The sequence below is a fragment of the Phycisphaerae bacterium genome (assembly GCA_024102815.1).
Classification (GTDB): domain Bacteria; phylum Planctomycetota; class Phycisphaerae; order UBA1845; family UBA1845; genus JAGFJJ01.
In genome coordinates this window covers 23,854-48,132 of sequence record JAGFJJ010000048.1, presented here as the reverse complement: position 1 = coordinate 48,132, position 24,279 = coordinate 23,854, and the positions used below count along the sequence as shown (strand labels likewise).

At 63.4% G+C, this 24,279-nt stretch carries 22 protein-coding genes; 13 read left to right on the top strand and 9 right to left on the bottom strand.

Annotated elements, in window-relative coordinates; all coding sequences use genetic code 11:
• The first annotated feature begins 82 nt into the window (after nucleotides 1–82).
• The gene (locus J5J06_11260; protein ID MCO6437658.1) at nucleotides 83–1,810 is read left to right on the top strand and encodes a hypothetical protein; all 1,728 of its coding nucleotides are present in this window, start codon (nucleotides 83–85) and stop codon (nucleotides 1,808–1,810) included.
• Between the two features lie 270 nt (nucleotides 1,811–2,080).
• Complete coding sequence (locus tag J5J06_11255; protein MCO6437657.1) at nucleotides 2,081–2,740, top strand: VPLPA-CTERM sorting domain-containing protein; 660 nt, start codon at nucleotides 2,081–2,083, stop codon at nucleotides 2,738–2,740.
• A gap of 65 nt (nucleotides 2,741–2,805) precedes the next feature.
• On the opposite strand, the gene J5J06_11250 is transcribed toward J5J06_11255, so the two are convergent.
• Entirely contained in the window at nucleotides 2,806–3,921 is a 1,116-nt protein-coding gene (locus J5J06_11250) for a hypothetical protein (GenBank protein MCO6437656.1), read from the bottom strand.
• Between the two features lie 358 nt (nucleotides 3,922–4,279).
• On the opposite strand from J5J06_11250, the gene J5J06_11245 reads away from it, so the two are divergent.
• The 9 genes from J5J06_11245 (at nucleotide 4,280) to J5J06_11205 (ending at nucleotide 13,147) form a co-directional block, all read left to right on the top strand.
• A complete protein-coding gene (locus tag J5J06_11245; protein ID MCO6437655.1) occupies nucleotides 4,280–5,248 on the top strand; it encodes a VWA domain-containing protein in 969 nt (322 codons plus the stop codon).
• Nucleotides 5,245–6,384 (top strand): hypothetical protein, encoded by a 1,140-nt coding sequence (locus J5J06_11240; GenBank protein MCO6437654.1) that lies wholly within the window; start codon nucleotides 5,245–5,247, stop codon nucleotides 6,382–6,384. The genes J5J06_11245 and J5J06_11240 overlap by 4 nt, the downstream gene beginning before the upstream one ends.
• Complete coding sequence (locus tag J5J06_11235; GenBank protein ID MCO6437653.1) at nucleotides 6,381–7,277, top strand: MotA/TolQ/ExbB proton channel family protein; 897 nt, start codon at nucleotides 6,381–6,383, stop codon at nucleotides 7,275–7,277. The genes J5J06_11240 and J5J06_11235 overlap by 4 nt, the downstream gene beginning before the upstream one ends.
• Nucleotides 7,278–7,308: 31 nt before the next feature.
• Nucleotides 7,309–7,785: a biopolymer transporter ExbD gene (locus J5J06_11230; GenBank protein MCO6437652.1), complete on the top strand. Its 477-nt coding sequence runs from the start codon at nucleotides 7,309–7,311 to the stop codon at nucleotides 7,783–7,785.
• A gap of 4 nt (nucleotides 7,786–7,789) precedes the next feature.
• Complete coding sequence (locus tag J5J06_11225) at nucleotides 7,790–8,326, top strand: biopolymer transporter ExbD (protein ID MCO6437651.1); 537 nt, start codon at nucleotides 7,790–7,792, stop codon at nucleotides 8,324–8,326.
• A gap of 156 nt (nucleotides 8,327–8,482) precedes the next feature.
• Complete coding sequence (locus tag J5J06_11220) at nucleotides 8,483–11,263, top strand: tetratricopeptide repeat protein (protein MCO6437650.1); 2,781 nt, start codon at nucleotides 8,483–8,485, stop codon at nucleotides 11,261–11,263.
• A 142-nt stretch (nucleotides 11,264–11,405) separates the two neighbouring features.
• Nucleotides 11,406–11,984, top strand: coding sequence for a hydrolase (locus tag J5J06_11215; GenBank protein MCO6437649.1), 579 nt, complete (start codon nucleotides 11,406–11,408; stop codon nucleotides 11,982–11,984).
• A 44-nt stretch (nucleotides 11,985–12,028) separates the two neighbouring features.
• On the top strand, nucleotides 12,029–12,259 hold the full coding sequence (locus J5J06_11210) for a zinc-ribbon domain-containing protein (GenBank protein MCO6437648.1): 231 nt from the start codon (nucleotides 12,029–12,031) through the stop codon (nucleotides 12,257–12,259).
• A 162-nt stretch (nucleotides 12,260–12,421) separates the two neighbouring features.
• Nucleotides 12,422–13,147 carry an NUDIX hydrolase gene (locus J5J06_11205; protein ID MCO6437647.1) on the top strand — a complete coding sequence of 242 codons (726 nt, stop codon included), beginning with the start codon at nucleotides 12,422–12,424 and terminating at the stop codon, nucleotides 13,145–13,147.
• A 158-nt stretch (nucleotides 13,148–13,305) separates the two neighbouring features.
• On the opposite strand, the gene J5J06_11200 is transcribed toward J5J06_11205, so the two are convergent.
• The 6 genes from J5J06_11200 to J5J06_11175 form a co-directional block, all read right to left on the bottom strand.
• Nucleotides 13,306–13,500: an ArsR family transcriptional regulator gene (locus tag J5J06_11200; GenBank protein ID MCO6437646.1), complete on the bottom strand. Its 195-nt coding sequence runs from the start codon at nucleotides 13,498–13,500 to the stop codon at nucleotides 13,306–13,308.
• Between the two features lie 205 nt (nucleotides 13,501–13,705).
• Nucleotides 13,706–14,221, bottom strand: coding sequence for a hypothetical protein (locus J5J06_11195; protein MCO6437645.1), 516 nt, complete (start codon nucleotides 14,219–14,221; stop codon nucleotides 13,706–13,708).
• 96 nt (nucleotides 14,222–14,317) lie between these two features.
• Nucleotides 14,318–14,809 (bottom strand): DUF4375 domain-containing protein, encoded by a 492-nt coding sequence (locus tag J5J06_11190; protein MCO6437644.1) that lies wholly within the window; start codon nucleotides 14,807–14,809, stop codon nucleotides 14,318–14,320.
• Nucleotides 14,810–14,871: 62 nt separating this feature from the next.
• Nucleotides 14,872–15,276 carry a preprotein translocase subunit YajC gene (gene yajC, locus J5J06_11185; GenBank protein ID MCO6437643.1) on the bottom strand — a complete coding sequence of 135 codons (405 nt, stop codon included), beginning with the start codon at nucleotides 15,274–15,276 and terminating at the stop codon, nucleotides 14,872–14,874.
• Nucleotides 15,276–16,406: a tRNA guanosine(34) transglycosylase Tgt gene (gene tgt / locus J5J06_11180; GenBank protein MCO6437642.1), complete on the bottom strand. Its 1,131-nt coding sequence runs from the start codon at nucleotides 16,404–16,406 to the stop codon at nucleotides 15,276–15,278. The genes yajC and tgt overlap by 1 nt, the downstream gene beginning before the upstream one ends.
• A gap of 152 nt (nucleotides 16,407–16,558) precedes the next feature.
• Nucleotides 16,559–17,809: a Glu/Leu/Phe/Val dehydrogenase gene (locus J5J06_11175; protein ID MCO6437641.1), complete on the bottom strand. Its 1,251-nt coding sequence runs from the start codon at nucleotides 17,807–17,809 to the stop codon at nucleotides 16,559–16,561.
• 648 nt (nucleotides 17,810–18,457) lie between these two features.
• Between J5J06_11175 and J5J06_11170 the strand changes: the two genes are divergently transcribed.
• Nucleotides 18,458–19,909, top strand: coding sequence for a heme-binding domain-containing protein (locus J5J06_11170; GenBank protein MCO6437640.1), 1,452 nt, complete (start codon nucleotides 18,458–18,460; stop codon nucleotides 19,907–19,909).
• A 191-nt stretch (nucleotides 19,910–20,100) separates the two neighbouring features.
• Here the strand turns inward: J5J06_11170 and J5J06_11165 are convergent, their stop codons facing one another.
• Both J5J06_11165 and J5J06_11160 read right to left on the bottom strand, forming a co-directional pair.
• Nucleotides 20,101–20,379 carry a transcriptional regulator gene (locus J5J06_11165; protein ID MCO6437639.1) on the bottom strand — a complete coding sequence of 93 codons (279 nt, stop codon included), beginning with the start codon at nucleotides 20,377–20,379 and terminating at the stop codon, nucleotides 20,101–20,103.
• Between the two features lie 417 nt (nucleotides 20,380–20,796).
• On the bottom strand, nucleotides 20,797–21,663 hold the full coding sequence (locus J5J06_11160; protein ID MCO6437638.1) for a PEP-CTERM sorting domain-containing protein: 867 nt from the start codon (nucleotides 21,661–21,663) through the stop codon (nucleotides 20,797–20,799).
• 348 nt (nucleotides 21,664–22,011) lie between these two features.
• Here J5J06_11160 and J5J06_11155 point away from each other — a divergent pair, with 348 nt between their 5' ends.
• The gene (locus tag J5J06_11155; GenBank protein ID MCO6437637.1) at nucleotides 22,012–24,273 is read left to right on the top strand and encodes a hypothetical protein; all 2,262 of its coding nucleotides are present in this window, start codon (nucleotides 22,012–22,014) and stop codon (nucleotides 24,271–24,273) included.
• The last annotated feature ends 6 nt before the right edge of the window (nucleotides 24,274–24,279 follow it).

The window sequence follows — 24,279 nt, the reverse complement described above, 5'->3', positions numbered from 1 at the left end:
AGAGAATGAACACGGATTTTCGCCTCGGCGCCGTTCGCTTGCGGCCGTACGCCGGCGACGCAGTACTACTGATTGAGTACCAATGGTTTCGGATGGTCAGGCTCAAGTTGGCGATGCTGCACCGAAGGGAGCGGGAGCACCTCCTCGCAGGCAACGATACGGGATCGAGCTCTTCGCCGTCTTCTGCCTCGGCCTGGCCCTGATGACCAGCGTGTATCGGCCTTACGACCGAAACGCCGCCGAGATCGGCGTACCTGGGCACGATTCGTTCTATCACATCAAGATGGCCGAACTTCTGCCACAGTTCGGCCTGCTGGATCGCTTTCCGTGGCTCCGCTTTGTGTACTTCCGCGACGCAGGCGACGCATTCGTCAGCCATCATTACGGATTTCACGTCATCCTCTGGCCGTTCGTGGCGGCGTCGAACGCGCTCTACGGCGATGCCCTGCCCGGCGGGCGCTGGGCGATGACGTTCTTCTTCGGCTTGAACCTGGTTTTGTTCGATCTGATTCTGATTCGTTCCGGAGTGCGTTCCCGCTGGTTCTGGCTGTTGCTGATGGTCTGTCTTCCGGCACACTTCTATACCCGGCAAGCCTATGTTCGTGCCATCGGGCCCTCTCTTTCTCTCTTGTTGCTGATGTGTTTGCTGCTGCACCGGCGCGGGCGGGCGGTGTGGCTGGGGCTGGTGATCGCCCTCTCGATCCAGATCTACCTTGGCTCGGTGATGTTCGCCCCGATGGTGATCGCGCTGTATGCACTGGCCTGCGTCGCGGCGCCGGTCCAGGAGCGCGAATGGCCCATGGGGCTTCTTCTCTGGTGTGTGGCGGGCTGGGTCGCGGGCATTCTCCTGCATCCGTACGCCGGCGGCATGGCCGAGTTTCTGCGCTTGCAGGTCTTTGGCTCCGGGCTCTCGCCGGACATTGAAGTCGGGTCGGAGTGGAGACCCTACGAGAATCTCTGGTGGTTTGCACAGTTTGTGGCGACGCCCATGTCGGTGTGGCTGACGGCGATGTTGTTGCGGCTTCGCCTGGGCCCCGCCATCGACCGCTGGACCATGTTTCTGCTGTTGCTGAACGTGGCGTTCCTGTTGCTGGTGCTCAAGGCGCGACGTTTCATGGAGTACTGGCCGGTGTTCTGCCTGCTGGCCAGTGCGGTGACCGCAGCGCCGGCGGTCAATCCGGCCGTGTCGGGCATGCTTGAATGGGCGACGGCTCGCGGTGCCGTATGGAGGCGTCTCGTAACATGGCTGCCGGTGGGCGCCGCGTTGCTGGTCGGCAGCGGCATTGTCCTGGCATCTCCGCTGTGGCACGACATCCGCGGCGGCGGGCGCTGCAAGTACGATCTGGCTGCCGTCCGCGAGGCGATGGCCTACCTCAAAGAACACTCGCAGCCCGGTGACGTGATCTTCACGGATGACTGGGACATCTTCCCCGTCTATTTCTATTACAACTCGTACGACTACTACATTGTGGGGCTGGATCCGAAGTTTACGCAGGAACGGCGGCCCGAGTTGTGGCAGCGGTACGTACAGATCACGCGCGGGCAGACGCCGCGAACGGACCAGGTGACGATCGAAGTGGCCCCCGGCGAGCGCATCACCCGGACGGTCGAATCCCGGCTTGCGGACATCCGTGATGAGTTCGGCGCCCGCTTTGCGATCGTGGACGGGGACCACCAGCCCCTTTTCGACGACCTCCGGGCGGCGACCGATTTTGCAACACTGGTCTATCCGAACGGGCCAAGCTCACCCGATACGGCGCCGTATCGGATCTTCCGAATCCATCCGCGGACGGAATCGGCAGGCGGGTAGGTGAGAAGTCTCGGGGCCGTCTTGCCGCCCCCTTGGCGGCGTCCTAGAATATGCCGGTTTTCCCGGGGAGAGCGATCAGGGTCGGTTAGCACGAAAGAACTTGCGGGTTATTGGACCATGAGTGCCACGATTGTGGCACTACATACTGGACAAGCGCCGGACTTCCCGCTAGGATCGTGCATCGGCGCAATGGACGCCGGGGGGAAATCGAGGGGATCGTGCTCGCGCCGGCACGGGTGTGCCGGAGAGTACTCGAGGGGATTGAAGAAGATGCGTCGGATCACTTTATTCCTGATGTTGGCGGGTGCCGTTTCCGTACTTTCGGCCACTTCGGCCGAAGCGAATATGACCGGCACGTTCTCCCGGGCGTATGGAACGACCAACGGCGGCGCTTTTCTTTTTACGCCGTCGGGCAATTTCCGCGGCCTGACGTTCGACCCGTTTGTCACCTTCTGCCTCGAGCGGAACGAATATCTCGACTACACCCACGTGTTCACCGTGGAAGACATCTCGGGCGCCGCCTACGGCGGAGGTCGCGGCGGCGGCTCGCCGGACCCGCTCAATGAGCGTACCGCGTGGCTGTACGAGAGCTTCCGCAACGGATCGCTGGCGGCATTCGGCTTCGACTACAACAACGCCATGGGCAAGCTCAACGCGTCCTCTGACGCCCTCCAGTACGTGATCTGGGGTCTCGAGGATGAGTTGGGATCAAACTGGGCACCGTCCGGCGCGCTTCAAACGGCCTTTTTCAACGCTGCCAATACGTATGGTGTCGGCCATGGTCTGGGCAGCGTCCGCGTGCTCAACCTGACTTGGCCCAACGGCACACCGGCGCAGAGCCAGTTGGTCGTCGTCCCGCTGCCTGCCGGCGTGCTGCTGGGTATGGTGGGTCTGGGTGCGTTCGGTCTGGTCCGCCGCCGGCTGGCATAGCCGCCAAGAAAATCTGAATATCGTCCAATTGACCGGCTGCGCGATGAAGCGCGGCCGGTTCTCTTTTACTTGCCGCCGTCGTTCCCATCCCGAATGGACCCGAGGATGGGAATGGCCGGGGACAATCGCAGGAGCGGTGTGCCGTCGGCGCCGTCCATATCAGCGAGTTCCCGAATCTGCCGGGCGCACCATTCTCTCTCGGACGAATCGCCAGGCAGCTTTTCCGACCATTCACGCAGCGTCAGTAGCTGAAACCAGATCGCGGCGTTGCGTCCCGCTTCCGCATTATCGGGCGGCAGCCAGCGGTCGCAACGCTCCTCGACTTGGGTCAATAGGGCGATGGCGGTCGGATATCCGCCATTGCGGGCGATCACGCGGCAACGCAATAAACGGGAGAAGTAATCCCAGGGCAACTGACGGCGGTTGGGTTCGGACAAAGCCAGCGGCAACACGAGCATGGCTCCCTCCAGGTCGCCCTCCCTTGTCCGTAGGATCGCCTGCCAGAAACCGGCCGCGGCGGGCACCACCGGGTCGAACTCCTCCAGAAGCACGGACAGTTGCACCGCAGCCTGACGGTTCACTTCCCGCGGGTCTCCCTCGCCGGGAGCGAGGTAGGCGTGAAGGGCACCGGCAAAGGCCGCGAGAATCCGTTGGCGGCGCTGAAGCCGCGACGAGACATCCACAGGCAGACTGGACGCCGACTCTTTCTCCCCGAGCGCCCGACCCACTTCCTCAAGCACGCCTTCGGCCTGAGTCAGAAGTTGGGAAGTTTTCGCAGCGTCCAGCCCGAGGTCATCAGGCAGTTCGTAGAAGCGGGCGGTGACCGCCGGCTCCAGCGCAAGACCCAGGATCCGGTTGGCTGCCGTCAAGGAGAGATCAAGGCGATCGGTGACGTCCGCTGTGCCGTTGGCGCGACGAAGCAAGTCGTCGATCTCCGCCAAGGTATCGTGACGGTAAGTGCTTTCGTCCGACTTCCCTAACGGGACCAGCTTGGGGCGGGGAAGGGTCGACGAATCCACTGTCATCGGTTGCCCGGCGTCTACGCCGGCGGGATCGGCCGCGTTCCCCGCGTTCGCTGACGAATCCTGGGCCGGCGCGAGAGATGCCGTCAGGGCAATCGCCAGGAGAGTACCGCCAAGGCATCGGCAAAGGCTTCGTCGTGCGCGTTTGCTGTCGGACACTTTAGGATCTCCGCCGATTCGTTGAATGTGCTGCGAGAAGACTCACGTACGGAACCCGGTTCTTGCGTATTCCAAAGGAACCCGGCGCAGTCTAGCCTGACCGGGGGCGTGTGAGAACTTCAATGAGAGGCGGCGTTCAGTTCGTCAAGTGGATCATCGTTCAGTGCGGACCAAGGTGCGTCAAGACTTGTCGGCTCCCGGGGCCTGTGTGAATTGACCGGCCTGAGCAGCGGGCGTAGACTCCAAATGGCCCCCAAGGCGCCGCGCGTCGAGACGTTGCGCCGAACCGGATCTTGGGGCCCGCCGATCTTTTCGCCCGCCGTGTACCGCCGGCCGTGCTCGCTCAAGAGTACCCAACATGCCCGCTGGAACCACGATTCGCCGAGGCTATGCAACGTCAACTGGGGTCGACGTGGCCGCTGCCGACACAGCTTCTGCCTCGAACTCGCGCGCCTGGTTGCGGTTCGATGACCGCACCCTGATCGGCGCGTGGGGGTTGTCGCTGCTCGTCCACTTGGCTGCCCTTGTGGTCATGCTCCTGCTCGTGTTTCCTTTCGAGGCGAATCGAGCCGCCGACCTGCCGGTGACCCAGATTGAATTTGTCTCCGAACCGACCGCGACGGTGGATGAACGTGCGTCATCGAATGCGTTCGCCAAGCCTGTGGAGCCGACTCCGAAGCCCGTGGAGCCGCGCTCGTTCACGCCGCTTTCAGAGTTGACCGTCAAGCGAAAACCGGAATTATCCATATTGGCGATTGGATCGGGCGGGGGGGACCTGGGTCAGTACGGGCTTACCGGAGGCTCCTCGGCCGCGCCGCAATTTTTCGGGCTGGGCGGGACCGCCCGGGCGGCGCGATCCGTCGTCTACGTCGTTGACCGCAGCGGAAGCATGGTCGACACGTTCTCTTACGTCAAAGCGGAGCTGAAGCGGTCGATAACCGCCCTTCGACGGAGCCAGAAATTTCACGTGATCTTCTTCAGCGACGGCGAGCCGCTGGAAAATCCTCCCCACAAGCTGGTCAGCGCCATCGAAGCGCAAAAGAAGGCCTTCTTCGAGTTTATGGATCAGATCGACGCCGCAGGCAGCACGCACCCCGAGCAATCCATGCGCCGGGCACTGGCCCTGGAGCCGGACGTGGTGTATTTCCTCACCGACGGGGAATTCGATCGCCGGCTGGTGGACCTGCTGGATCGCTGGAACGAGGACCGCCGGGTGCAGATCTTTACCATTGCCTATTTCGATCCGGCGGGGGCGGAGCTGCTCGAGCACATCGCCCGTGAACACGGCGGAGAATTCAAGTACGTCACGGAGAACGATCTGCCGTGAGACGCGCTGCAACGCTTCGAATTCGCGACGATGAAGGCGGGAGGCCCGAATGCGTCAACCGCCGCTGCGTCTGGCTGCCGCGGATCCTCATGGCTCTGGCATGCGCTTTTCCTTCCACGCGAGTCCGGGCGGACCAGGTTCAGGTCGGCGATCAGACCTACACCGGCGCTGAGGTTCTCTCGTTCGAGGAAGGGCGGATTCGATTCCGGACCGAAGCCGGCGGATATCGCACGGCGCCGCTTGAAGACGTGCAACTGATGCTCATTGACCATGGGCGTGGGTTCGCCGACTTCAACGACGCGGAGCGCTACGCGGCGACGGGTGAACCGATTAAAGCGCTGGTGCGGTACCGCCGGGCGCAGAGAGGATTGCCGGGGTTCTGGCAGGACATTCTGCTGCTGCGCGTATTGCGTGCGGCGGATCGTGCCGGCCGGATTGACGAAGCCGCCGAGGCCTTGGTGAGGGCGCTCGAGCAACCGGAACTTCAGGCCACGGCGCTGGCCCTGATGCCGCGCGTGCCCCAGGATTCCGTGCGTTCGCGGCTGGATGATGCCGTGCGGCAGTTAACCGTGGCCATCGAAAAAAGCGACGATGACGCGGCGCGGGCCGTGATGGAGCTGCTGCGCTTTGAAGTGCTTCGCGCAGCCGATCCGCAGGCGGCGGCGAAGCGCGCCGTGGCCGCGGCAGAAGTCTTCATCCCCGAATCCATGCGGACCGACCGGCTTTACGCGATGGTGGTTGACGCCCTCGACGTATTGGTCGGCGATCGCGGCGGGCAGGAGTTCCTGCCGTTGCTCGATCGGCACATCCGCGATTGCCCGGAGGGCGTGCTGCCCGATCTGCTTCTCCTGAAGGGGCGCGTGCAGCTACGAACGGCAACGACACGAGAGGACGCCATCCGGGCGAGCTGGCCTTATCTGCGGGTTGCTATTCACATGCCCGACGATCCGCGCGCCGCCGAGGGGTTGCTCGGCGCGGCCGCGGCGCTGGAGAAAATTGGTTCGACGGATAAGGCCATCGAATTACTGACCCGCTGCGTCGAGAACGAAAACGCCACGTCGCAGGTACGGGCCCGGGCTGAACAGATTCGGGCAAGACTTCAGGGATCAACGAGCCGAGGAAAGGCCAACGGATGACAACGCGATGGCATCGGTGGGGCGGAGCGGCCCTTCTGCTTGTTCTGACTTGCACCGCGACAGCGCTGGCACAAGACACCGGCGGCGAAGCGGCGGCCGCTAACGTCCGCTATTTCGATTTCTTCGTGGTCAAGGGGGGCTGGATCGCCTACCTGCTGATCGCCCTTTCGGTTGTGGCCATGGCCTTGGCGATCGAGCATGCACTGACCATTCGACGTACGACGATTGTTCCGCCGGGGGTCGCCGACCATACACGCATGCTGATCTCGCAGCGGCGTTACCTGGAAGCCATTCAGTACACGGCCGAGCATCCCAGCATGTTGGGCTATCTTCTGCATGCCGCGTTGAAACAGGCGCCGAACGGGCTGGCGGCCATGGAGCGCGCCGTGGAGGAGGCTCTGGAGGATCGTGCCGCGCGGCTCTATCGAAAAATCGAATACCTCAACATCATCGGCAGCGTGTCCCCGATGATCGGGCTGTTCGGAACCGTCGTGGGCATGATCCTGCTCTTCGCCGCGATCCACGCGTCGGACGCATTTCCCGGGGCGCGAATCGTGGCGGACCGCATCGCCATCGCGCTGATCACCACGTTCTGGGGCCTTGCCGTCGCGATCCCTTCACTGGCGGTGTTTGCGCTGTTCCGGAACCGGATTGAAGTTCTGGCGGCCGAGTGCCTTCTTTCGGCCGAGCATGTGTTGGCGGTGTTCCAGCCGAGTGCGATGGCGCCGGCTCCGGAAAGGAACAGCGCTGCGACGGTCGAAGGCGGGAATCGCGAGTCCGGAGTTGGGGAGGTCGCGACGTCGGCGGCGTCGGTGAATCGGGCTTCGCCAAACGAAGCGAATTCTCCAACGGAGCCGGCGGGCCCACGAGCCGCGGTAACATCGCATCGCTGATCACGCCCAGGCGCGGGCGACAGGATTTCTCATGCGTACCTTTCAGCAACGAGCGGAGGTATCGGTGCTCCAGCGGCTGCGCCGGGGACGGGGAGAAATGGGCGTCAATCTTACGCCCATGGTCGATGTCATTTTCATGTTGACCATCTTCTACATGCTGGTGACGCGATTCTTCTCCGTGGAACAGGTCGCGATGCAATTGCCCTCTCCCGACGAAAGCCTGGCCCGCGCCGGGCACCTGCCCGATCGCGTCGTAATCAACTGCCGCCCCGGCGCCGCTGCGGACGGCGGGGATGTTCTGTACAGCCTGGGCCCCAACGCGCCGGAATCGCTGGCGTCGATCACGCAGCGGCTTCAGGCCATGAAACGCGACGTGCCGGCGCTCAAAGTGGTGATTCGGGCCGACCGTCGGCTTCCCTATGCAGACGTCAAGGCGCTGATGCGTACGGTGGCGACCAGCGGGATCGACATGCTCCACGTTGTGGCCCATGTCGAAGAGGAACCCTGACGAAATGACGCCGGACTCACGGAACAAACAGGGCGAAGTAAAGAGCAACGAGGCGGGCGCCCACCCCCATCCGCGCGCGAAATCGCGTTTGCACGGCTTGCGCTCGCACCGGCGGACGACGCCCTTGGCGTTCAGCTTTGCTCCGCTGATCGATGTGACGTTTCTGCTGCTCATTTTCTTCGTGGTGACCACGACCTTTGAGCGGGCGGAGGGGCTGCTCTCGTCGCGCGTGCCGGAGGACACGGGGCCAGCGGCGGTGGAACTTCCCCTGACGCCGATTATCGTGCGGGTCCGACAGGTCGGGCCGGATCCCGAGAACGTGAGTTTGCTCCTCGAGAAATTCGATCGGCGACCCGCGAATTTCAATCAGTTGGTCGAAGAGCTGGAGGCGATCCAGACGCTGCCCGGGTTCGACAGGGAAACGCCGGTAGTGATCATGGCCGACAACGCCGTGCGCTGGGACCACGTGGTCAACGCCTGGAATGCCGCCCTTCGAGCCGGGTGCAAGAGGGTGGCCTTCGGAGATTCCGAGAGCAGGTAACAATCATAAGTAGCGAGCCGCAAGCTTCAGCCTGCGCGGTCCTGCGAGCGCCAATGGCGTACGGGAGTTTCGGACCAGGCCACGCGAAGTCGGGAATCGCTCTGATCCGTTGATCGATCTCTTGCTGAACGTGATAGCCGACACAGATGTTTCCAAATGATTCTTGCCCGATACCTCCTGATTCTGCCCCTGCTGCTTTCGGCGGGATCCTTCGTCCAACCGGTTCAGCAATCGCCCCCACATGAATCGCGGGCGGGCGATGCATCCCCGAGCAAGCACGCCGAACCCCCGGCCGAGGAGCGCAGACTCAACGTGGTCATCTTTCGCGAGGGGCTGCGCCGCCTTGGACTGACGGAAATCCTGGAGCAGCACCTTCATGAATTCCCGCCCTCCAATCCGATCGCAACCAAGCTGCTGTTGCGTGACGCGCGACTGGCAGCGGCGGACGATGAGAATCGAACACCGGTCGAGCGCCATCAAGCGCTTATGGAGGCCAACAAGCTTCTCGGGGAGGTCATCGCAGAAGCCAAGGACGATCCGCGGCGTTTTCAATGGCGCTTCGATCTCGCCCATTCCCTGGTCTATGATGAAGCCGAGCCCTACTTTACGAACATTCTCTATCGGGGCGGCACCGAGCAGGACCGGACCGAGCTGGCCGAACGTACCGGGCGGGCACTGGCCGCACTGGATCGGCTCATCGAGGAGCTTTCCGCGGAATATGAACGCATCGACCAGATGAGCATCGCCGAATTCGAGCGGGTCGAGCGCACCGGGTATGTTGCAGCCGTGGATGCGCTCGCCCCCCGCGCAGAGTACCTGCGCCTCTGGACCTGGTTCTACGATAGCCTGGCCCGCGGTCGCGAGGATCCCCAGCGGCTTACCGAGCTGACCCACGTGCTCCAGGGACTGGAGCGGGAAGGCACGCTTCTCGAGACCGATCACATGCAGAGCCGCGTGCAGGTTCAGGCCCTGCTTCTAGCGGGCATGGCCGCGCGGCGCATCAACGATCCTGCTGCGGCCCGATCCTATCTCGATCGCGCCGTGCGTGTCGCGGACAAGCTGTCCGATGAAGAAGAGCGCGACCGGGTGGCGTGGGCGGTGACGCTTGCCCGCCTGGAACGCGTGCGAACGGAGCGCGACGACGGCAAGTTTGATGCGGCGCTTCGTGAACTGGATCGCCTGCGCGAGCAGATTGGACGGGATGAGTCGCCTGCCACTTTCGGACTGGTTCTGGTTGCGGCCCTGGAGGAGAGGAATACTTATCGCGACCGTGCGGCGGTGCTGTCCGCGTCCGGTCGGTCAAACGATGCCAGGAAAGCACGACGCGAATCGTGGCTAGCTCTGGAACGCGTTGCCCGCCGCTCGCCGCGCCATCGCAATGAACTCTATGCGCTGGTCAGCGGCCTCGTTCCTTCCGACGCAACGCCGGCATCGCTCGATCCGTTCGAACTCGCCGCAGTTCTCGCCGCAGCATTGTACGAGGACGGGGACGCTACGGATGACGTCCGCGACGCGGGGGGCGCCGTTGCTGTTGGAAAGTACTTTCTGGAGCACGCCGCGACCGACGCCCCCGACTTGGTTCCCGAGGTGCTCTTCAATCTTGCGGCCGCCGAGTACCACCGGGGGCGTCTGGCCGCCGCAGCCGAGCGCCTGCTCACATTGGTTCACGACTATCCGCAATTTGAGCACGCGCAGCGCGCGGCCGTGCTTGCCGTGGAACTCGCCGGCGAACTCCGCCGCGATGAAACACACGCCGATCGCGAAGCCGTGCAGACGCTCTACCAAAGCGCGCTGGAAACGCTGGTCCGCGGGTTTGCGGGGACCGACGCCGCGGAGTACTGGCGCTTCTATCTCGCCCAGGTCTATGAGCAGAACGATGAGTTTCAGTCTGCGGCTGAGGAATACAACCGCGTTGTCCCGTCGCACGAGTACGCCGAAGAGGCCCGCTTTCGGCGCCTTCGCTGCCTGGCGCTGAAGCTGCTTGCGGATGCCGATAAGCCCGATGCGGATGTTGTGGCCATCCGCGCCGCTGCGGCATCGTTTCTGAATCTCCAGCGAGACTACCTTCAACGTGCTACTGCCGATGCTGCCGAATCGAGGGGCGATGATCCGTCCGCTTCCCGTCGCATGCGGCTTCGGCTCCTGACCGCCGAAGTACACCTGCTGCCGCAGCTCGATCAGGCCCGGATCGCCCTGGACAACCTGGGCGAACTGGAAGGCAAGCTGGATGCCGAGCCCGAGCTTCGGGCAAGGTATTGGCGTGCCCGGCTTCTCGCCCTGGAGCAACTGGGTCGGCTCGACGAAGCCGGCCGGGTCGTCCCGCTATTTGTTGATGCCGATCCTGTTCGCGCCGGTGCCACGTTGCAGTCACTGTACGACGGGCTGGTGGAGCGAATCGATCAGCCTCGCGCCGACAAAGGCATCGTTGCCGCCCAGCGCCGTGCGGACTTTCTCCTGCTGCTTGCCCGTCATATCGATGCGTGGGTTTCGCGCCGCGATCCGGCACCGGATTCCTACGAGCGACGTGCCGCGGCGCTGCAATTGGCCGAAGCTTACCTCCGCGCGGGCAAGTACCAGGCCGCGAAAGAGCGCTTCTCCGCCCTGGTGGAACACCTGGCCGAAGGCAGCGCGTCTGACGACTTCCGCACCCGGTCGGAGCTTGGCCTGGCGGAGTCGCTCTATCGTCTGGACGATTACGCGGCCGCGCTGCCGATCTTCAATCGCTGGGTGACGGCACTGCCCGACGGCGATCCCCGCCGCTGGCAGGCGCTGCTCCGCGACCTGCAATGCCGCACGACCCAGGGCCAGGATCCGCGCGACGTACTGAAAGTGATTCGCCAGCAACGCTACCTGTATCCCGATATGGGCGGCAATCGCTTCCGCTCGGAGTTCGATCGGCTGGAGCGCGAGAATCAGCGGCGCCTCGACACGCGATGATCCGAGCCACGCACGCGGCAGGCACGAGGTGCTCTGCGCCACGGATTTCCGCGTTCCTTCTCCCTTTCTTCCCCCGATCTTTTGTCATCCTCGCCCGCCGGTTACACTCGCAGCGCCGGAGATGACTAGCGGAGTTTCACCGATGCTGCGTGCCAATCGACTCGACGCGAATCGCGCCTTTGTGCTGCTCATCGACGTGCAGGAGAAGCTCCTGCCCTCCATCCGCGGGCACGAAAATATCGTCGCTTCCATCGATAAGCTCCTCGAGGTCGTGCGCATCTTCGAGCTGCCCGTAATCGTCACCGAGCAATATCCCAAGGGCATCGGACGTACGGATGCGCGCCTCCTTCGCCGGCTCGAATCCGCACCGTTCACACTGATCGAGAAAATGGCCTTCAGCGCCTGCGGGGAGGACCCCGTACGCGATGCCCTCCGCGAGCTGGATCGGTCTCAGTGCATCCTGGTCGGCATCGAGGCCCATGTCTGCGTTCAGCAGACGGCGCTCGACCTTCGCAGTCAGGAATATGATGTGTTCGTATGTGCCGACGCGGTCGGCTCGCGCGGGCGCGTGGACTTCGAAAATGCCCTGCACCGCATGCGGCAGGAGGGGGCGTACGTCACCACGGTGGAAAGCGCCGTCTTTGAGCTCTGCGAGCGATGCGATACCGGGCGTTTCAAGTCCATGATCGATGTGATCAAGTGCCATCCGCCGCAGGATTAGCGTACCGCGCGAACGGTCTCTTCTCGCGTCGTAACGTGAACGCCATGAAACATGCCGAATTCGACGAGGACTGGATCGACGATGAGGACGGCGACGAGCCGGCGGAGATGATCTGCCCTTCGTGCGGCCGGGAAGTCCTCGAGGATACGCAAAAGTGTCCCCATTGTGGGGACTGGATCGTCCCCGTGGACCGCTCGGGTGGAACCAGCCGCTTCATCTGGGCCATTGTCGTTGTTTTCCTGGTGCTCGCCCTGATCGCCTTCGTTGTTCGCTGAAAGCCAATGAGCAGCCCGCTTCCCTACCGAATCGAATGGCAGGGCCGCCTCGAGCGCTGCCACGTGAAATTGTCCTGGACGAGCGAGCCCCGGAAATCGACGCCGGCGATCGATCAACAAGTTGCCGCAACCTGGTCGGCAGAAATGGAGAAAGCGCAAGGCATGCGACGCCTTCTTTTCGACGGGGCACTCGCCCGTCTGGACCGCGCCACATTTTCCGACGGTGCGGCCGAGATTGCGCTGGGCCCGACCAGCTACCGGGACTTTCTGGGTACGAATCTGCGCCGCGCCGACGAAATTGCCGGGCAGTCGCCCCCGTACTTGTCGAATCCGCTGGGCGTGAGCATTCTGCCGATCACCAGTGACGGATATGTGGCACTTGGTATGCGTAGCGATCGCGTCGTTCAGCACGCCGGGATGGCGCATCCTTTCGGGGGAATGGTGGAACCGTGGGAAGGCGAGCCGCAGGTTTCAACCTGCGCGGACCTTCATGACACATTGCCCGCGGCGACTGCCCCGGGAGTGCCATCGCAGGCGGAGTCATCGCCCCACGCCTGCCCCGACATCTTCGCGGCCGCGGTGCGAGAGCTTGTGGAGGAAACGGGGTTGCGCGAGGATGAAATCTCGCCGCCGGTGCTCATCGGTCTGGTCCGCGACCTGTCAATTCTCCAGCCCGAGGCGGTCTTCGAGACGCACACCCGTCTGTGCCGAACCGAATTCGAAGCGCGATTCTCCAGGCACGACGACAAGGAGCACGCTTCGGCGATCTTCTTCCGCCGGAGTGCGTTGCCCGCGTCGGCTTCGGCAGTGCCCCACCTGCTCGCCGATCTTCCGCTCACCCCGATCGCTCAGGCCGCGATCAGACTTCTGTCGGAGTTGAGGGACTGAAGTCCTTGTGGACCGATGGCATACCCGGCACATCGCTTGCGACGTGCTCATTGCCCGGATGCCTTCCACGCCTCGACGCCACCGTCGAGAATGTGGGCGTTCTCGTACCCTTCCTGCTCGAATTTTGCCGCCCGACCGGCGGCTGTCTCGTCGTTCGGTCAAGCGCAGAAGAAAACGAGTTCCTTCGACTTCGAAATGGAGTCGAGGCGGGACTTCAACTTGGGATAGGAAATGGCTTCGCCGATGCCGAAATTTCGGCACTTCTCCTCGTTGTCGTAGGCGCAGACGAGCAGGGGGCCGTCGTCCTTTCCCATCCGTTTTCGGACGGCGTCGGCTTGAACGCGCGTTGGCATAGTCGAATCTCCTTTGACGGTTTTCGCCATTGAACACCGGCGGAGCGGTGTAACCGATCCACCGCCCCGCAATGTCAACGCGAATTCTGACGACAGGAGAACCGATGGGTGAATTCGTTGAAAGGCCGCCCCGGCAAAGCCCCGGACCAGCGAAATCGCCGGTCTTCTGCGGGCCATGCAGATGCAATCGCCCGCCGCACGAAAGTTACTTCCCGTTCTTACCGGCCGATTCCTCCGCCTGCTCGACTCCCTCTTCAATCTTCCGCCCGTCCGGCGAAAGGACGACTTCGTGCGTGCCGTCGGCCCGTTTGAGGTGCGCCTCGTAGAGAATGACGGTCTTCTTTTCGAACTGCACCTCCGCGTCCTTCCCGTACATTTTTTCGATGGTCGAACGCACGGGCGAGGGCACACTCGCGGGCGCGACCGATTCCTCGACCTCCACGAGGTTGCCGTAGGCGTCGACGAGCACGTCCACCGTGCCGAAGGCCGTCCTCCACGAACCTTCGTAGAGCTTCCGGCCGTCCTTGATCTCTTCGGCGTATTCGCCGATCCGGGCTCCGCCGGCCAGCGCCTTGATGGCATTCTGCGCGGCCACCGGCACCTCCATCTCTTCAACCTTCCGCTCCGACTCCGTCTTCGCCGACTGGGCGAAGGCGACGAAGCCGGCGAAGAAGAGCAGCATGGGCGAAGCGATTGCTCCCAGCCAGACTATGCGTTTCACGTTGATTCCCCCTTCATGACAACAGTCTTGATCGATTTGACGGCGTCCCCCGTATTGCTCGACTCCCCTCGATGACGCGAGGTGCCTGGACCCGGATCAGGTCCTTCCAATCTGGATCTTCTCACGGTTGCGTTTGATCCAATCAAAAAGGCGATCGGCAATAGGTTCCTGAAGCTCAAAGTAATCGCGATCAAACTCCTCGAGTTGTTCCGACACGTCGTCGTCCAATTCCTCGAAGCGGTCGGCGATCTTGGCGGAATCCAAGGGGCCTTCGATGCCCAGTGCACGAATGGCGCGCTGCGTCACTTCGGCTGTCCGGGGGCAGCCAATCTCGTTAAGGGCTCCGACAATAGTTGGGGCGACCTCGTTTTCGTATCTAAAGAAACTATCAAATCCACCGCCGTTCACTGCCGACTCCAGCCGTTCTATCGCGTAAACGATCTCCTCTTCTCGTGAGGCCGGCCCGTTGCACATCTTCTGCCCGATTGCCTGGTCGAAGGCGACAATGATCGAGTCAATACGGTGCCGGTCCGCCAAGGCAATGAGTTCGTCAGTCGTCTCACCGTTGTAGCCGTCAAGGAACTCCATGGCCCACGCTCTGCCCAAATCGAATCAGTTCGATGTTGAACGCCATGCATTCGCGGAAGGCGCTACCGTGCCTCGTCGTTAATAATGCGTTGCACGGCCGACTTCGCAAACGTCATCTTCGTGTTCGTCGATTCGTCCACCTTCAGGACCACCTCGGATTCCTTGATGGAGACGATCGTGCCGATAATGCCCCCGACCGTGAGCACGCGGTCGTTCTTCGCCAGCGAGCCCAGCAGGGACTCCCGCTCGCGCTCCTCGCGCTTCTTCTGGCTCCGGGCCGAGAGCAGCATGAAGACCATGAACGCCGCCAGAATGGCGAGCATGAACAGCCCGCCCGCACTCCCGGGCTGACCCGAACCTCCCGCCGGGGCCCCCTGAGCCATCGTCAGCCACGACTGTAGCACCGCTCCCCCCGCTCCATCACCATTCGCCGACATCGATCCGCCTTGCGTCCACGCTGCATTCATCAAGGGTGCTCCTCTGCGGCGCGCGCCGGAACCGGCTGGGCCGCAATGGGGTAATCGCTTTCCATGTCCGCTAGCCGACCGGCGCGGATGCGCTCCCCCAGATCGGCGATAAATCTCTGGTAAAAACGGAGATTATGAATCGACGCCAGCGTCGGACCGAGCATTTCGCCGGCGTTGAACAGGTGGCGAATATAGGCCCGGCTGAACCGCTCGCAAGCCTCACAGTCGCAACCCAGCTCCAACGGCCGGTCGTCCAGGCGGTATTGCTCGTTCCGCAGCCGGACAATCCCCGACGCGGTGAACGCCCAACTATTCCGCCCGTTGCGCGTCGGCAGGACGCAGTCAAACAGGTCCACCCCCGCCCGCACGGCCGCCAGGATGTCCCGCGGCATGCCCACGCCCATGAGGTAGCGCGGCCGATCCTGGGGTAATCCCGCCGCCACGGGCCCCAGGACCTCGACCATCTCCTCGTGGCTCTCCCCAACCGAGAGCCCTCCAATGGCATAGCCCTCGAACCCGATTTCGACCAGTCGGGCCGCGCATTGCCGCCGCAGGTCGAGGTCCAGACCCCCCTGGACGATTCCGAACAGAGCTTGGCTACCGCCCTGGTGAAACTCCCTACATTGACGCGCCCAGCGGATGGTCCGCTCCACGGCGCGCTCCACAACCGGCCGCTCGCTGGGCAAAGGCGGACATTCGTCAAAGCACATGATCACATCCGCCCCGAGCTGATTCTGGACCTCCATCGCGATCCGCGGATCGAGCCGCATGGGGGCGCCGTCGATGTGCGAGCGGAAATCCACCCCGTCGTCGTCGATGCGATTGATGCCCGCCAGCGAAAAGACCTGGTAGCCGCCGGAGTCGGTCAGGATCGGCCCTTCCCAACCCATAAAGTTATGCAGGCCACCGAGTTGCGCGACAACCGCCGCCGAAGGGCGCAGCTGAAGGTGATACGTATTGGCCAGGATCATCCCCGCGCCCGCACGGCGCAGTTGGGTTGGCGTCACGCCCTTCACCGAACCGGCCGTGCCCACGGGCATGAAAACGGGAGTGGGAACCGTACCGTGAGGGGTAATCAATCGGCCCGTCCGGGCGGCGCCGTCGCGGTGGGTGATGTCAATCCTCAGCATGGGCGGATCATGTTACCGGGGAGGGGACGCGGCTTCCATCGGGCGGTTGGATTCCGCCGGCAATGAAAAAGGCGGAGCGACGCACGCGGCGTCGCTCCGCCAGGGGGGAGGAAAGATCGTTCTCGCCGGAATGGACCGGCAGCCGGCGGGGACTAGACCCAGCCGCGAAGCTTGCACGCCTCGGCCACGCGGGCCACGGAGACCATGTAGGCCGCGAGACGGTTGTGAACTTTGCTCTTCTGGGCCATACCCCAAACCGCATTGAACGCATCGGTCATCTTGCGGTCGAGCTGGGTGTGGATTTCCGCCAGTGGCCAGTAGTAGTTGTACGTATTCTGTACCTGCTCGAAGTACGAAACGGTGACGCCGCCGGCGTTCGCCAGGAAGTCCGGCAGGACGCAGACGCCCTTCTCGTGAAGGATCTTGTCCGCCTCGGGCGTGGTCGGGCCGTTGGCCAGTTCGCAACTGATCTTGGCCTTGATCTTGCTCGCATTCTTGCCGGTGATCACGTTTTCCAGGGCCGACGGATAGAGGATGTCGCACTGGAGCTCGAGCAGCTCTTCGTTGGAGACGGGCTTGGTACCGGGGAAGTTGGCCACGGCGCCGGTCTCCAGCTTGTGCTTCACGAGGGCGACCGGATCGATGCCGTTGGTGTTCATGACGCCGCCGCGGGAGTCGCTCGCCGCGATAAGCGTTCCGCCGCCCAGGATCTCGCGATGCAACGTGGCGGCAAACTGCCCGGCGTTGCCGAAGCCCTGGATCGCGTAGGTCGCCTTCGCGGGATTGATGTTGAGGGCCTTGGCTGCCTCGCGGACGATGTAGATGCCGCCGCGGGCGGTCGCGTCGCCACGCCCCTGCGATCCGCCGAGCGGAATCGGCTTGCCGGTGATCATGCCGGGATGCGAGTGGCCGACAATCGTCTCATACTCGTCCATCATCCATGCCATGATCTGCGGCGTGGTGTAGACGTCCGGTGCGGGAACGTCGCGATGAACGCCGAGTTCCCGGCCGACCGCGCGGATGAATGCCCGGGCCAGCCGCTCCTTCTCGCCGTCCGACATTTCCTTGGGATTGCAGGTGACGCCGCCCTTGCCGCCGCCGAGCGGGATATCGACCACGGAGGTCTTCCAGGTCATCCACGCCGCCAGAGCGCGAACCGTGTCGATGGTCTCGTCCGGGTGCCAGCGAAGGCCGCCCTTGTTCGGGCCGCGGGCGCAGTTGTACTGCACGCGATAGCCCTTGAATACGCGCGTCGAGCCGTTGTCCATCTTGACCGGGAGCGTGAACTGGTACTCACGCTGCGGCCAACGGAGGAATTCGTGGGTTGCGGCATCCAGCCCCAGCTTGGCGGCCGCCTCGTCCAGTTGCTGCTGGGCAATGGCAAATGGGTTCAGCTCCGGCATGGTCTACGTGCTCCTTTTCAAAAGATGAAGCTCTTCTCGCCCGGCGCGGCTCGGCGAGAGGTCTGTGGCAACGGCGGCGTCCGCGCGATAGCTACCCATTGTTTGCCGTCGTCGATGATTTCACATTGCAAGCGGCGTGCCAACGCCGCCCGCCGGGCTGGCCCGCCGCCCCTCCCACGCCTTGAAACATCCTACCGCAAATCCCCTTGCCTTGCTTGTAACATTGGCCCGGCGTCTCAGCGTCGCGCGGGTCGGTCCGGAGAGGGAATACACGCCGGTTTCCGTCAGCTTGCTCGGGGGAAATACCAACGAGAACCAGAGAAAGAAAGCCCCAATGCAAGGGAGTGAAACGGTGCGGCTCCACGTTTGGACAGCGCGTGCGGTCATCCGCGAGAGTGCCATCACGGCCAGCACCCGGCGTTGCCCAGGCCTGGCCGATCACGCGGATCGCCCTTCCACGAAGTCAAGTTCAGACCGCTTCGGATGTTACGAGCCACTGGTCCGAATCATGCAAGAAATTCCCCGTAGATCCAGTGGCTCGCCGGCGCCGGTTGTTCGGCGCGCGGCATCCGCCGCGGGCGCTTTGTTCAGCGGATACGTGTCCCGCAATCCGGATACACACAGACAGCATCAGAATCGGAGTTTGACATGAGCGAACAACCCCAGAAAGTCGAAGCGGCTCGTCCGGAGAAGCGTAAAGGCCGCCGGATCATCGCCGCAATCGTTGTCGTCGTGCTGCTGCTGATCATCGCCCTTCCGGTATCGAACCTGTTCCTGCATCCTGCGGAGGGAACTCCATTAAGTCAGGCTGCTGCCGGGGACGGGCTCTACCATTCCGCCGCCGTGGCCCTGGAAAGCAACTGCCTGGACTGCCATTCGAACGACGCGAGGCTGCCCCTGTACGCCCGCCTGCCCATCGCCCGAGGGCTCATCCAGTCGGACATGACCAAGGGTACTCGTTACTTCGACCTGATGATCGACGCGGTGCCCGGTGCGAATGGAGCGGTCTCCGAGCCTGCCCTGGCCAAGCTCGAGTATGTGCTCGATGAGCGGATCATGCCTCCCATGCGCTACGTTGCACTTCACTGGGACCGCGCACTCGGGGACGGCGAGCGTCAGGCCATCGAGCGCTGGGTGAGCCGGACGCGCCAGGAGCACTACGCGACGGGCTCGGCAGCTCCCACGTTCGCCGCGGACGCCCTGCAACCACTTCCGGATAGCGTACCCGTGGATTCCGCCAAAGTTGCCTTGGGCGACACGCTCTATCATGACACGCGCTTGTCCGGTGACGGCACGATCTCCTGCGCGACGTGCCATGCTCTTGACACTGGCGGGTGCGACCGGCGCGCGACCTCCGCGGGAATCGCCGGAGCGATCGGCCCGATCAATGCGCCCACCGTCTACAACGCGGTCTTCCACATCCGCCAGTTCTGGGATGGGCGGGCGGCCGATTTGAAAGAGCAGGCCGGCGGGCCGGTTACCAACCCCAAGGAGATGGGCGCCACCTGGGAACAGGTTCTGCCGCGACTCGAGGCGGACGCGGAACTCGCTCAGGCGTTTCGGGCCGCGTATCCCGAGGGCTTCTCCGCAGACACCGTCACCGACGCCATCGCGGAATTCGAGAAGACCCTCGTCACACCGGGTGCGAAATTCGATCGCTACCTGGAGGGCGACACGAACGCCCTATCCGAAGCGGAGTTGGCCGGACTCCATCTCTTCCGTGATAACGCCTGCGCCAACTGCCATGTCGGCAAGAACCTGGGCGGACAATCCTTCGAGTTGATGGGCCGTCGGGCGGACTACTTCGCCGACCGTGGCAACCCGACCGATGCGGATCTGGGCCGATTCAACGTCACCCGGAAGGAGCGCGACCGCCACGCGTTTCGCGTGCCAACGCTCCGCAACATCGCCCTGACGTATCCCTATTTCCACGACGGAAGTCAGAAGACGATGAAGGACGCGGTCAAGAGCATGGCCCACTACCAGGGTTACAGGGACTTCACCGACGCCGAGGCCGAGCGCGTGGTGGACTTCCTCAAGACGCTGACCGGCAATTATCGCGGCCGCCCGCTCGACAGCCCCCAAACCGCGGGGATTTGATCTGCCTCGGAGTCGGAGCAAGAACGCGCGAGAAAAAGCCCGCGGATCGTGATCGACCCGCGGGCCTATGCAAAAGACACGGCGATTCGCGAGCACTTGGGTCCCCTCGTCCCTCGTATGCTTCCAGCGAATCGCCGGTAAGACCCTTCGTTCCCCCCTCGAAGGGTCACACAGACGCAAGTCCCATATATCTAAAATCCCGACTGTGGGGGCTGCTGCTGGTCGTCCAGCAGTTTGCGGAGTTGGGCATTCTCCCGGCGCGTAGCCTCCAGATCGAACAGCATGTACTTGATGCTCAGGCGAATGAAGTCAATGCTCTCCTGAAGGCTGTTCACCGTCTGCTTGAGCTGCTCGTGACGCTGGCGGGTCTGTTCGGCCAGCATTTCCAGCTTGTCGCGCTTGTCGGCCGGCAGCGTGCCGATCTCGGCGATCAGCTCGGCCAACTTGCGTTGGAAAGTTCCCTCGTCCATCCGCATGTCTTCCCCCTCTCAGGACGGAACCGGCAAACGAACCGCCTCCGCCAGCGCTTCGATTCCCCCTTTGATCCGGCGGCCGATGCCGCGGGACTGCTGTCGAATGGCATCGGCCATGCCGTTTGGCACCCTGCGGGCCGTCTGTCGGCGACGGATCCCTAACCTGTTTGCATATATGGCTTTGTGGCTCGGCGGGGGCTTTTCAGGCAAGGCTCGCGTCGATCCGTTTCTGACAGCGTGTTGATTCGGAGCAACACGCCGCCGGGATTGGGCAACGCCATTGGGGCATGGCGAAGCCGGCCGTCAGCGCCGATTCAAGATTTCCGCAATGCATGAGGGTAGCGCTGCGCGCACGTATGCCGGCAGTCTGAACGTTGAAAGGTGAATAGCGGCGATTTATGGGGCGTATGAATGCTACGGCCGCTTGGAGCGGCGGCGCAGTACCAGCGGAGCGGCGCCGGCCAGCAGAAGCAAGAGCGTCGCCGGTTCAGGGATCACCGCAAGTCCGGAGGCCCCGCGGACGTCGGTCAGGTCGCTCAAATCATAGACGAGCGTAAGTTGGCCGGTGGTCTCGTCCAGGCGGTAAACGCCGATGTCCGAGCCGATGATGTTGCCCCTGCGAATCATCGCCCAGAGCGGTCCGCCGTTGGGGTCATTGTCCAGACCGTCCGTGACCACGAACAGCGTTGCGGGGCTCGTGGCGGTGAGGAATGTGGCAGTCGGATCGGTGCCGCTGCTCAGCGTCCAATCGATGGAATAGAGCTCGCCGGGCAGGCGATTGTTCAGGGCGTACATGATGCCGTCCTTGATGGCGATGCCGCCGACCTGCTCGGGGTTGATGCCTGTGTTGCCCGTCACGCCCACGGGCGTAGCCGCCCCCGTGTTCGGATCAAGCGTGACCAGCGTCTGCGGCGCATCCACGTTGCTGCCCTGTATGCCGTACAACGTGGAGCCTACCCAGATGATGGACTCCGTGCGCCGATCGATATTCTCGCTGACGAGGTTGAGCGTGGGCGTGCCGAATGGATCGTCGATGCGATAGAGCTCGTACAGGTTGTTGTTGTCGTCATCGACCCCGACGCCCCAGAGCACGCCGTGGTCGTCGAAATCCAGTGCCGTAAGCTTGTCGCTCAGGAAGTAACGGCCCACGTTGGCGCCGTTGATGCGGAACAACACGTCGTCCTCCACGGCGAATACGATCGGATTCACCTGGGCGGCGGACGCGGAAGCAAACACGCAAAGGCTGAGAAGAGACAGTGCGGCTGACAATCTTGCAGACATGTAAGTTCTTCCCCCCTCGACGCCGAGTATGCCTCGCCGCGATCTCGACAATCTTGCCTGTATTGATTCGGTTCCTGCCTCCCCCGCTCCACCGGACTCCACGGAGAATCCCACGGCGAGAACGCGACCGAACCATCGTACCCTTGCACGCCGCACAGTTTCAAGTTCAATCGAATCAACTGCAACTTTATCGATCCGAAAACTTGACCTTCTTGCGCGAAACCGATACGCTGTGGCTTGATTTTATCGGGCCGGAAAATGGTGAATTGACATGGTCGCACGATGACCGTCGCCGACCGTATTGTCATTCTGCGCAGAGCACAATCTGGGGAAGGAGGTTGAGGTCCGATGATCGGAACTTCAACGAGACGGGGTTGGTGGGTATGGGTCTTGGCTGTTCTTTGTACGTCGATCTGGAGCTGGAACACTGCGCGCGGCCAGAGCGCCGAGGATGGAAACGAGTTATTCGAGCGGGCCTGTTGCCTGCCGGATGGAACCTGCGAAGACCTCAAGCCGCGCGATTGCCGCGACATGGGCGGGACGCCGCATTCCATCGGAAGCCGTTGTGGCGCCGTCGACTGCACTCCCGAGACATTTGCTTGCTGCTTCCGCGACGGTACGTGCGCGGATCTGGGGGCTTTCGAATGCCTCGGCCAGGGTGGTCAGCCGGGCAACGCGGGAAGCAAATGTGCGACGACAACCTGTCCGTCCGATAAGCGATCCTGCTGCTTCCCGGACGCCACGTGCAAGGAGCTGCTGCCGAACGACTGCCGCGCCCAGGGCGGACGCCCGGGAGCGACCGACAGCACGTGCGCCAACGCGAACTGCCCGCGCCAGACCCAGGCTTGCTGCTTTGCGGACGGGCCGTGCCAGGAACTGCGCGCGTTCGAGTGCTTCCGCCAGGGCGGACGTCCCCAGGGCCAGGACACAAGCTGCACCGCGGTGAGCTGCCAGCCGGAGACGGTGGCATGCTGCTTCCCGAACGGCACCTGCGCCGACATGCCGGCGCTCGATTGCCGCGCGGAAGATGGCCGCCCCGGTCGTCCCGGCAGCAACTGCAACACGACCCAGTGCCGGCAGGTCACGGTGGCCTGCTGCTTCTACCTCGACCAGATTTGTCTCGATCTTCGCCGGTTTGAGTGCACGCAGATGGACGGCCTTCCCCAGCCCGCGGGCAGCCGCTGCCGCGAAGGCCTCTGCAGCCAGGACATTCCCATCGCCTGCTGTCACCTCGATGGCACTTGCACCGACGAGAAGTACTTCGATTGCTACTTCGATCCGGACGGCGAACCGGGACCGGCCGGCAGCAACTGCAACACCGTCGAGTGCCGCCAGTTCACGCGGGCGTGCTGTTTCCCGGACGGAACCTGCTCCGATCTGCTGGCCCAGGACTGCCGTGCCGAGGGCGGACGCCCCGGACCGCTGAACAGCACCTGTGAAGAAGCAACCTGCCCGCAGCGCACGCAGGCCTGCTGCCTTACGGATGAGGTGTGTCAGGATCTTCTCCCCCTCGAGTGCTTCCAGGCAGGCGGCCGTCCGCAGGGGATGGATTCCGTCTGCGAAGCCGGTACGTGTGCCGTTCCGACGGTTGCCTGTTGCTTCCCGGATGGCACGTGCAGCGATCTTCCCGCCAGTGAATGTCGTGGTGCCGACGGGCGCCCCGGACCGGCCGGCAGCACCTGCGAGCAGGCTGAGTGTCCGCGTCTGGTTCAGGCCTGCTGTCTGCCGGATCAGGTCTGCCAGGAGCTGCGCGTGTTCGAGTGCTTCTCCATGGGCGGGATGCCCCAGGGTGCAAACTCATCTTGCACCGCCAACATCTGCGTACCCCCAACGGTGGCATGCTGTTTCGCGAGCGGTACGTGCGACGACCTGTCGCGCGCGGCTTGTCGTGAAGCCGGCGGGACGCCCGGCATGGATGGAACGGATTGTGCGACGACGACGTGCCGTCGTCTGACGCAGGCGTGCTGCTTTGAAGATGCACCGTGCCAGGATCTTCGCCCGTTCGAGTGCCTGCAAATGAGCGGCGTTCCGCAAGGCGCCGACTCCGTGTGCGGACCCAATGCATGTGTTGAACCCAAGGTGGCCTGCTGCCTGGAGGATGGTTCGTGCAGCGACCGCCCGTTGGTCGATTGCTTCGAATCCGGTGGACGTCCGGGAGCCATGGGCAGCACCTGTGCGGAAACGACCTGCGAGCGCCTGTTGCAGGCGTGCTGCTTGCCGGACGAGTCGTGTCAGGACCTTCGGGGGCTGGCGTGTTTACAGGCGGGCGGTCGCCCGCGCGGCTCGGGTTCCATCTGCGAACCCGACCTGTGCAAGACGCCGACGGTTGCCTGCTGCTTCGCCGACGCGACATGCAGTGACGTTCCGCTGCTGGAGTGTTTCAGCGCCGGTGGTCAGCCCGGCGCGGCGGGTAGCGACTGTGCCTCCGCCGAGTGTCCCCTTTTGACCCAGGCCTGTTGCCTGCGCGATGGTACCTGTGTGAACCTGCGCCGAACCGCATGCCTCCAGGCGGGTGGGTCGCCGCAGGGTGCCGATACCCTCTGCAATGCGAATACGTGCACCGCGGGGCGGTCGGACAGCCGCCCGCAGAAGCCCAACGCGCGGCGGTAGCGGATG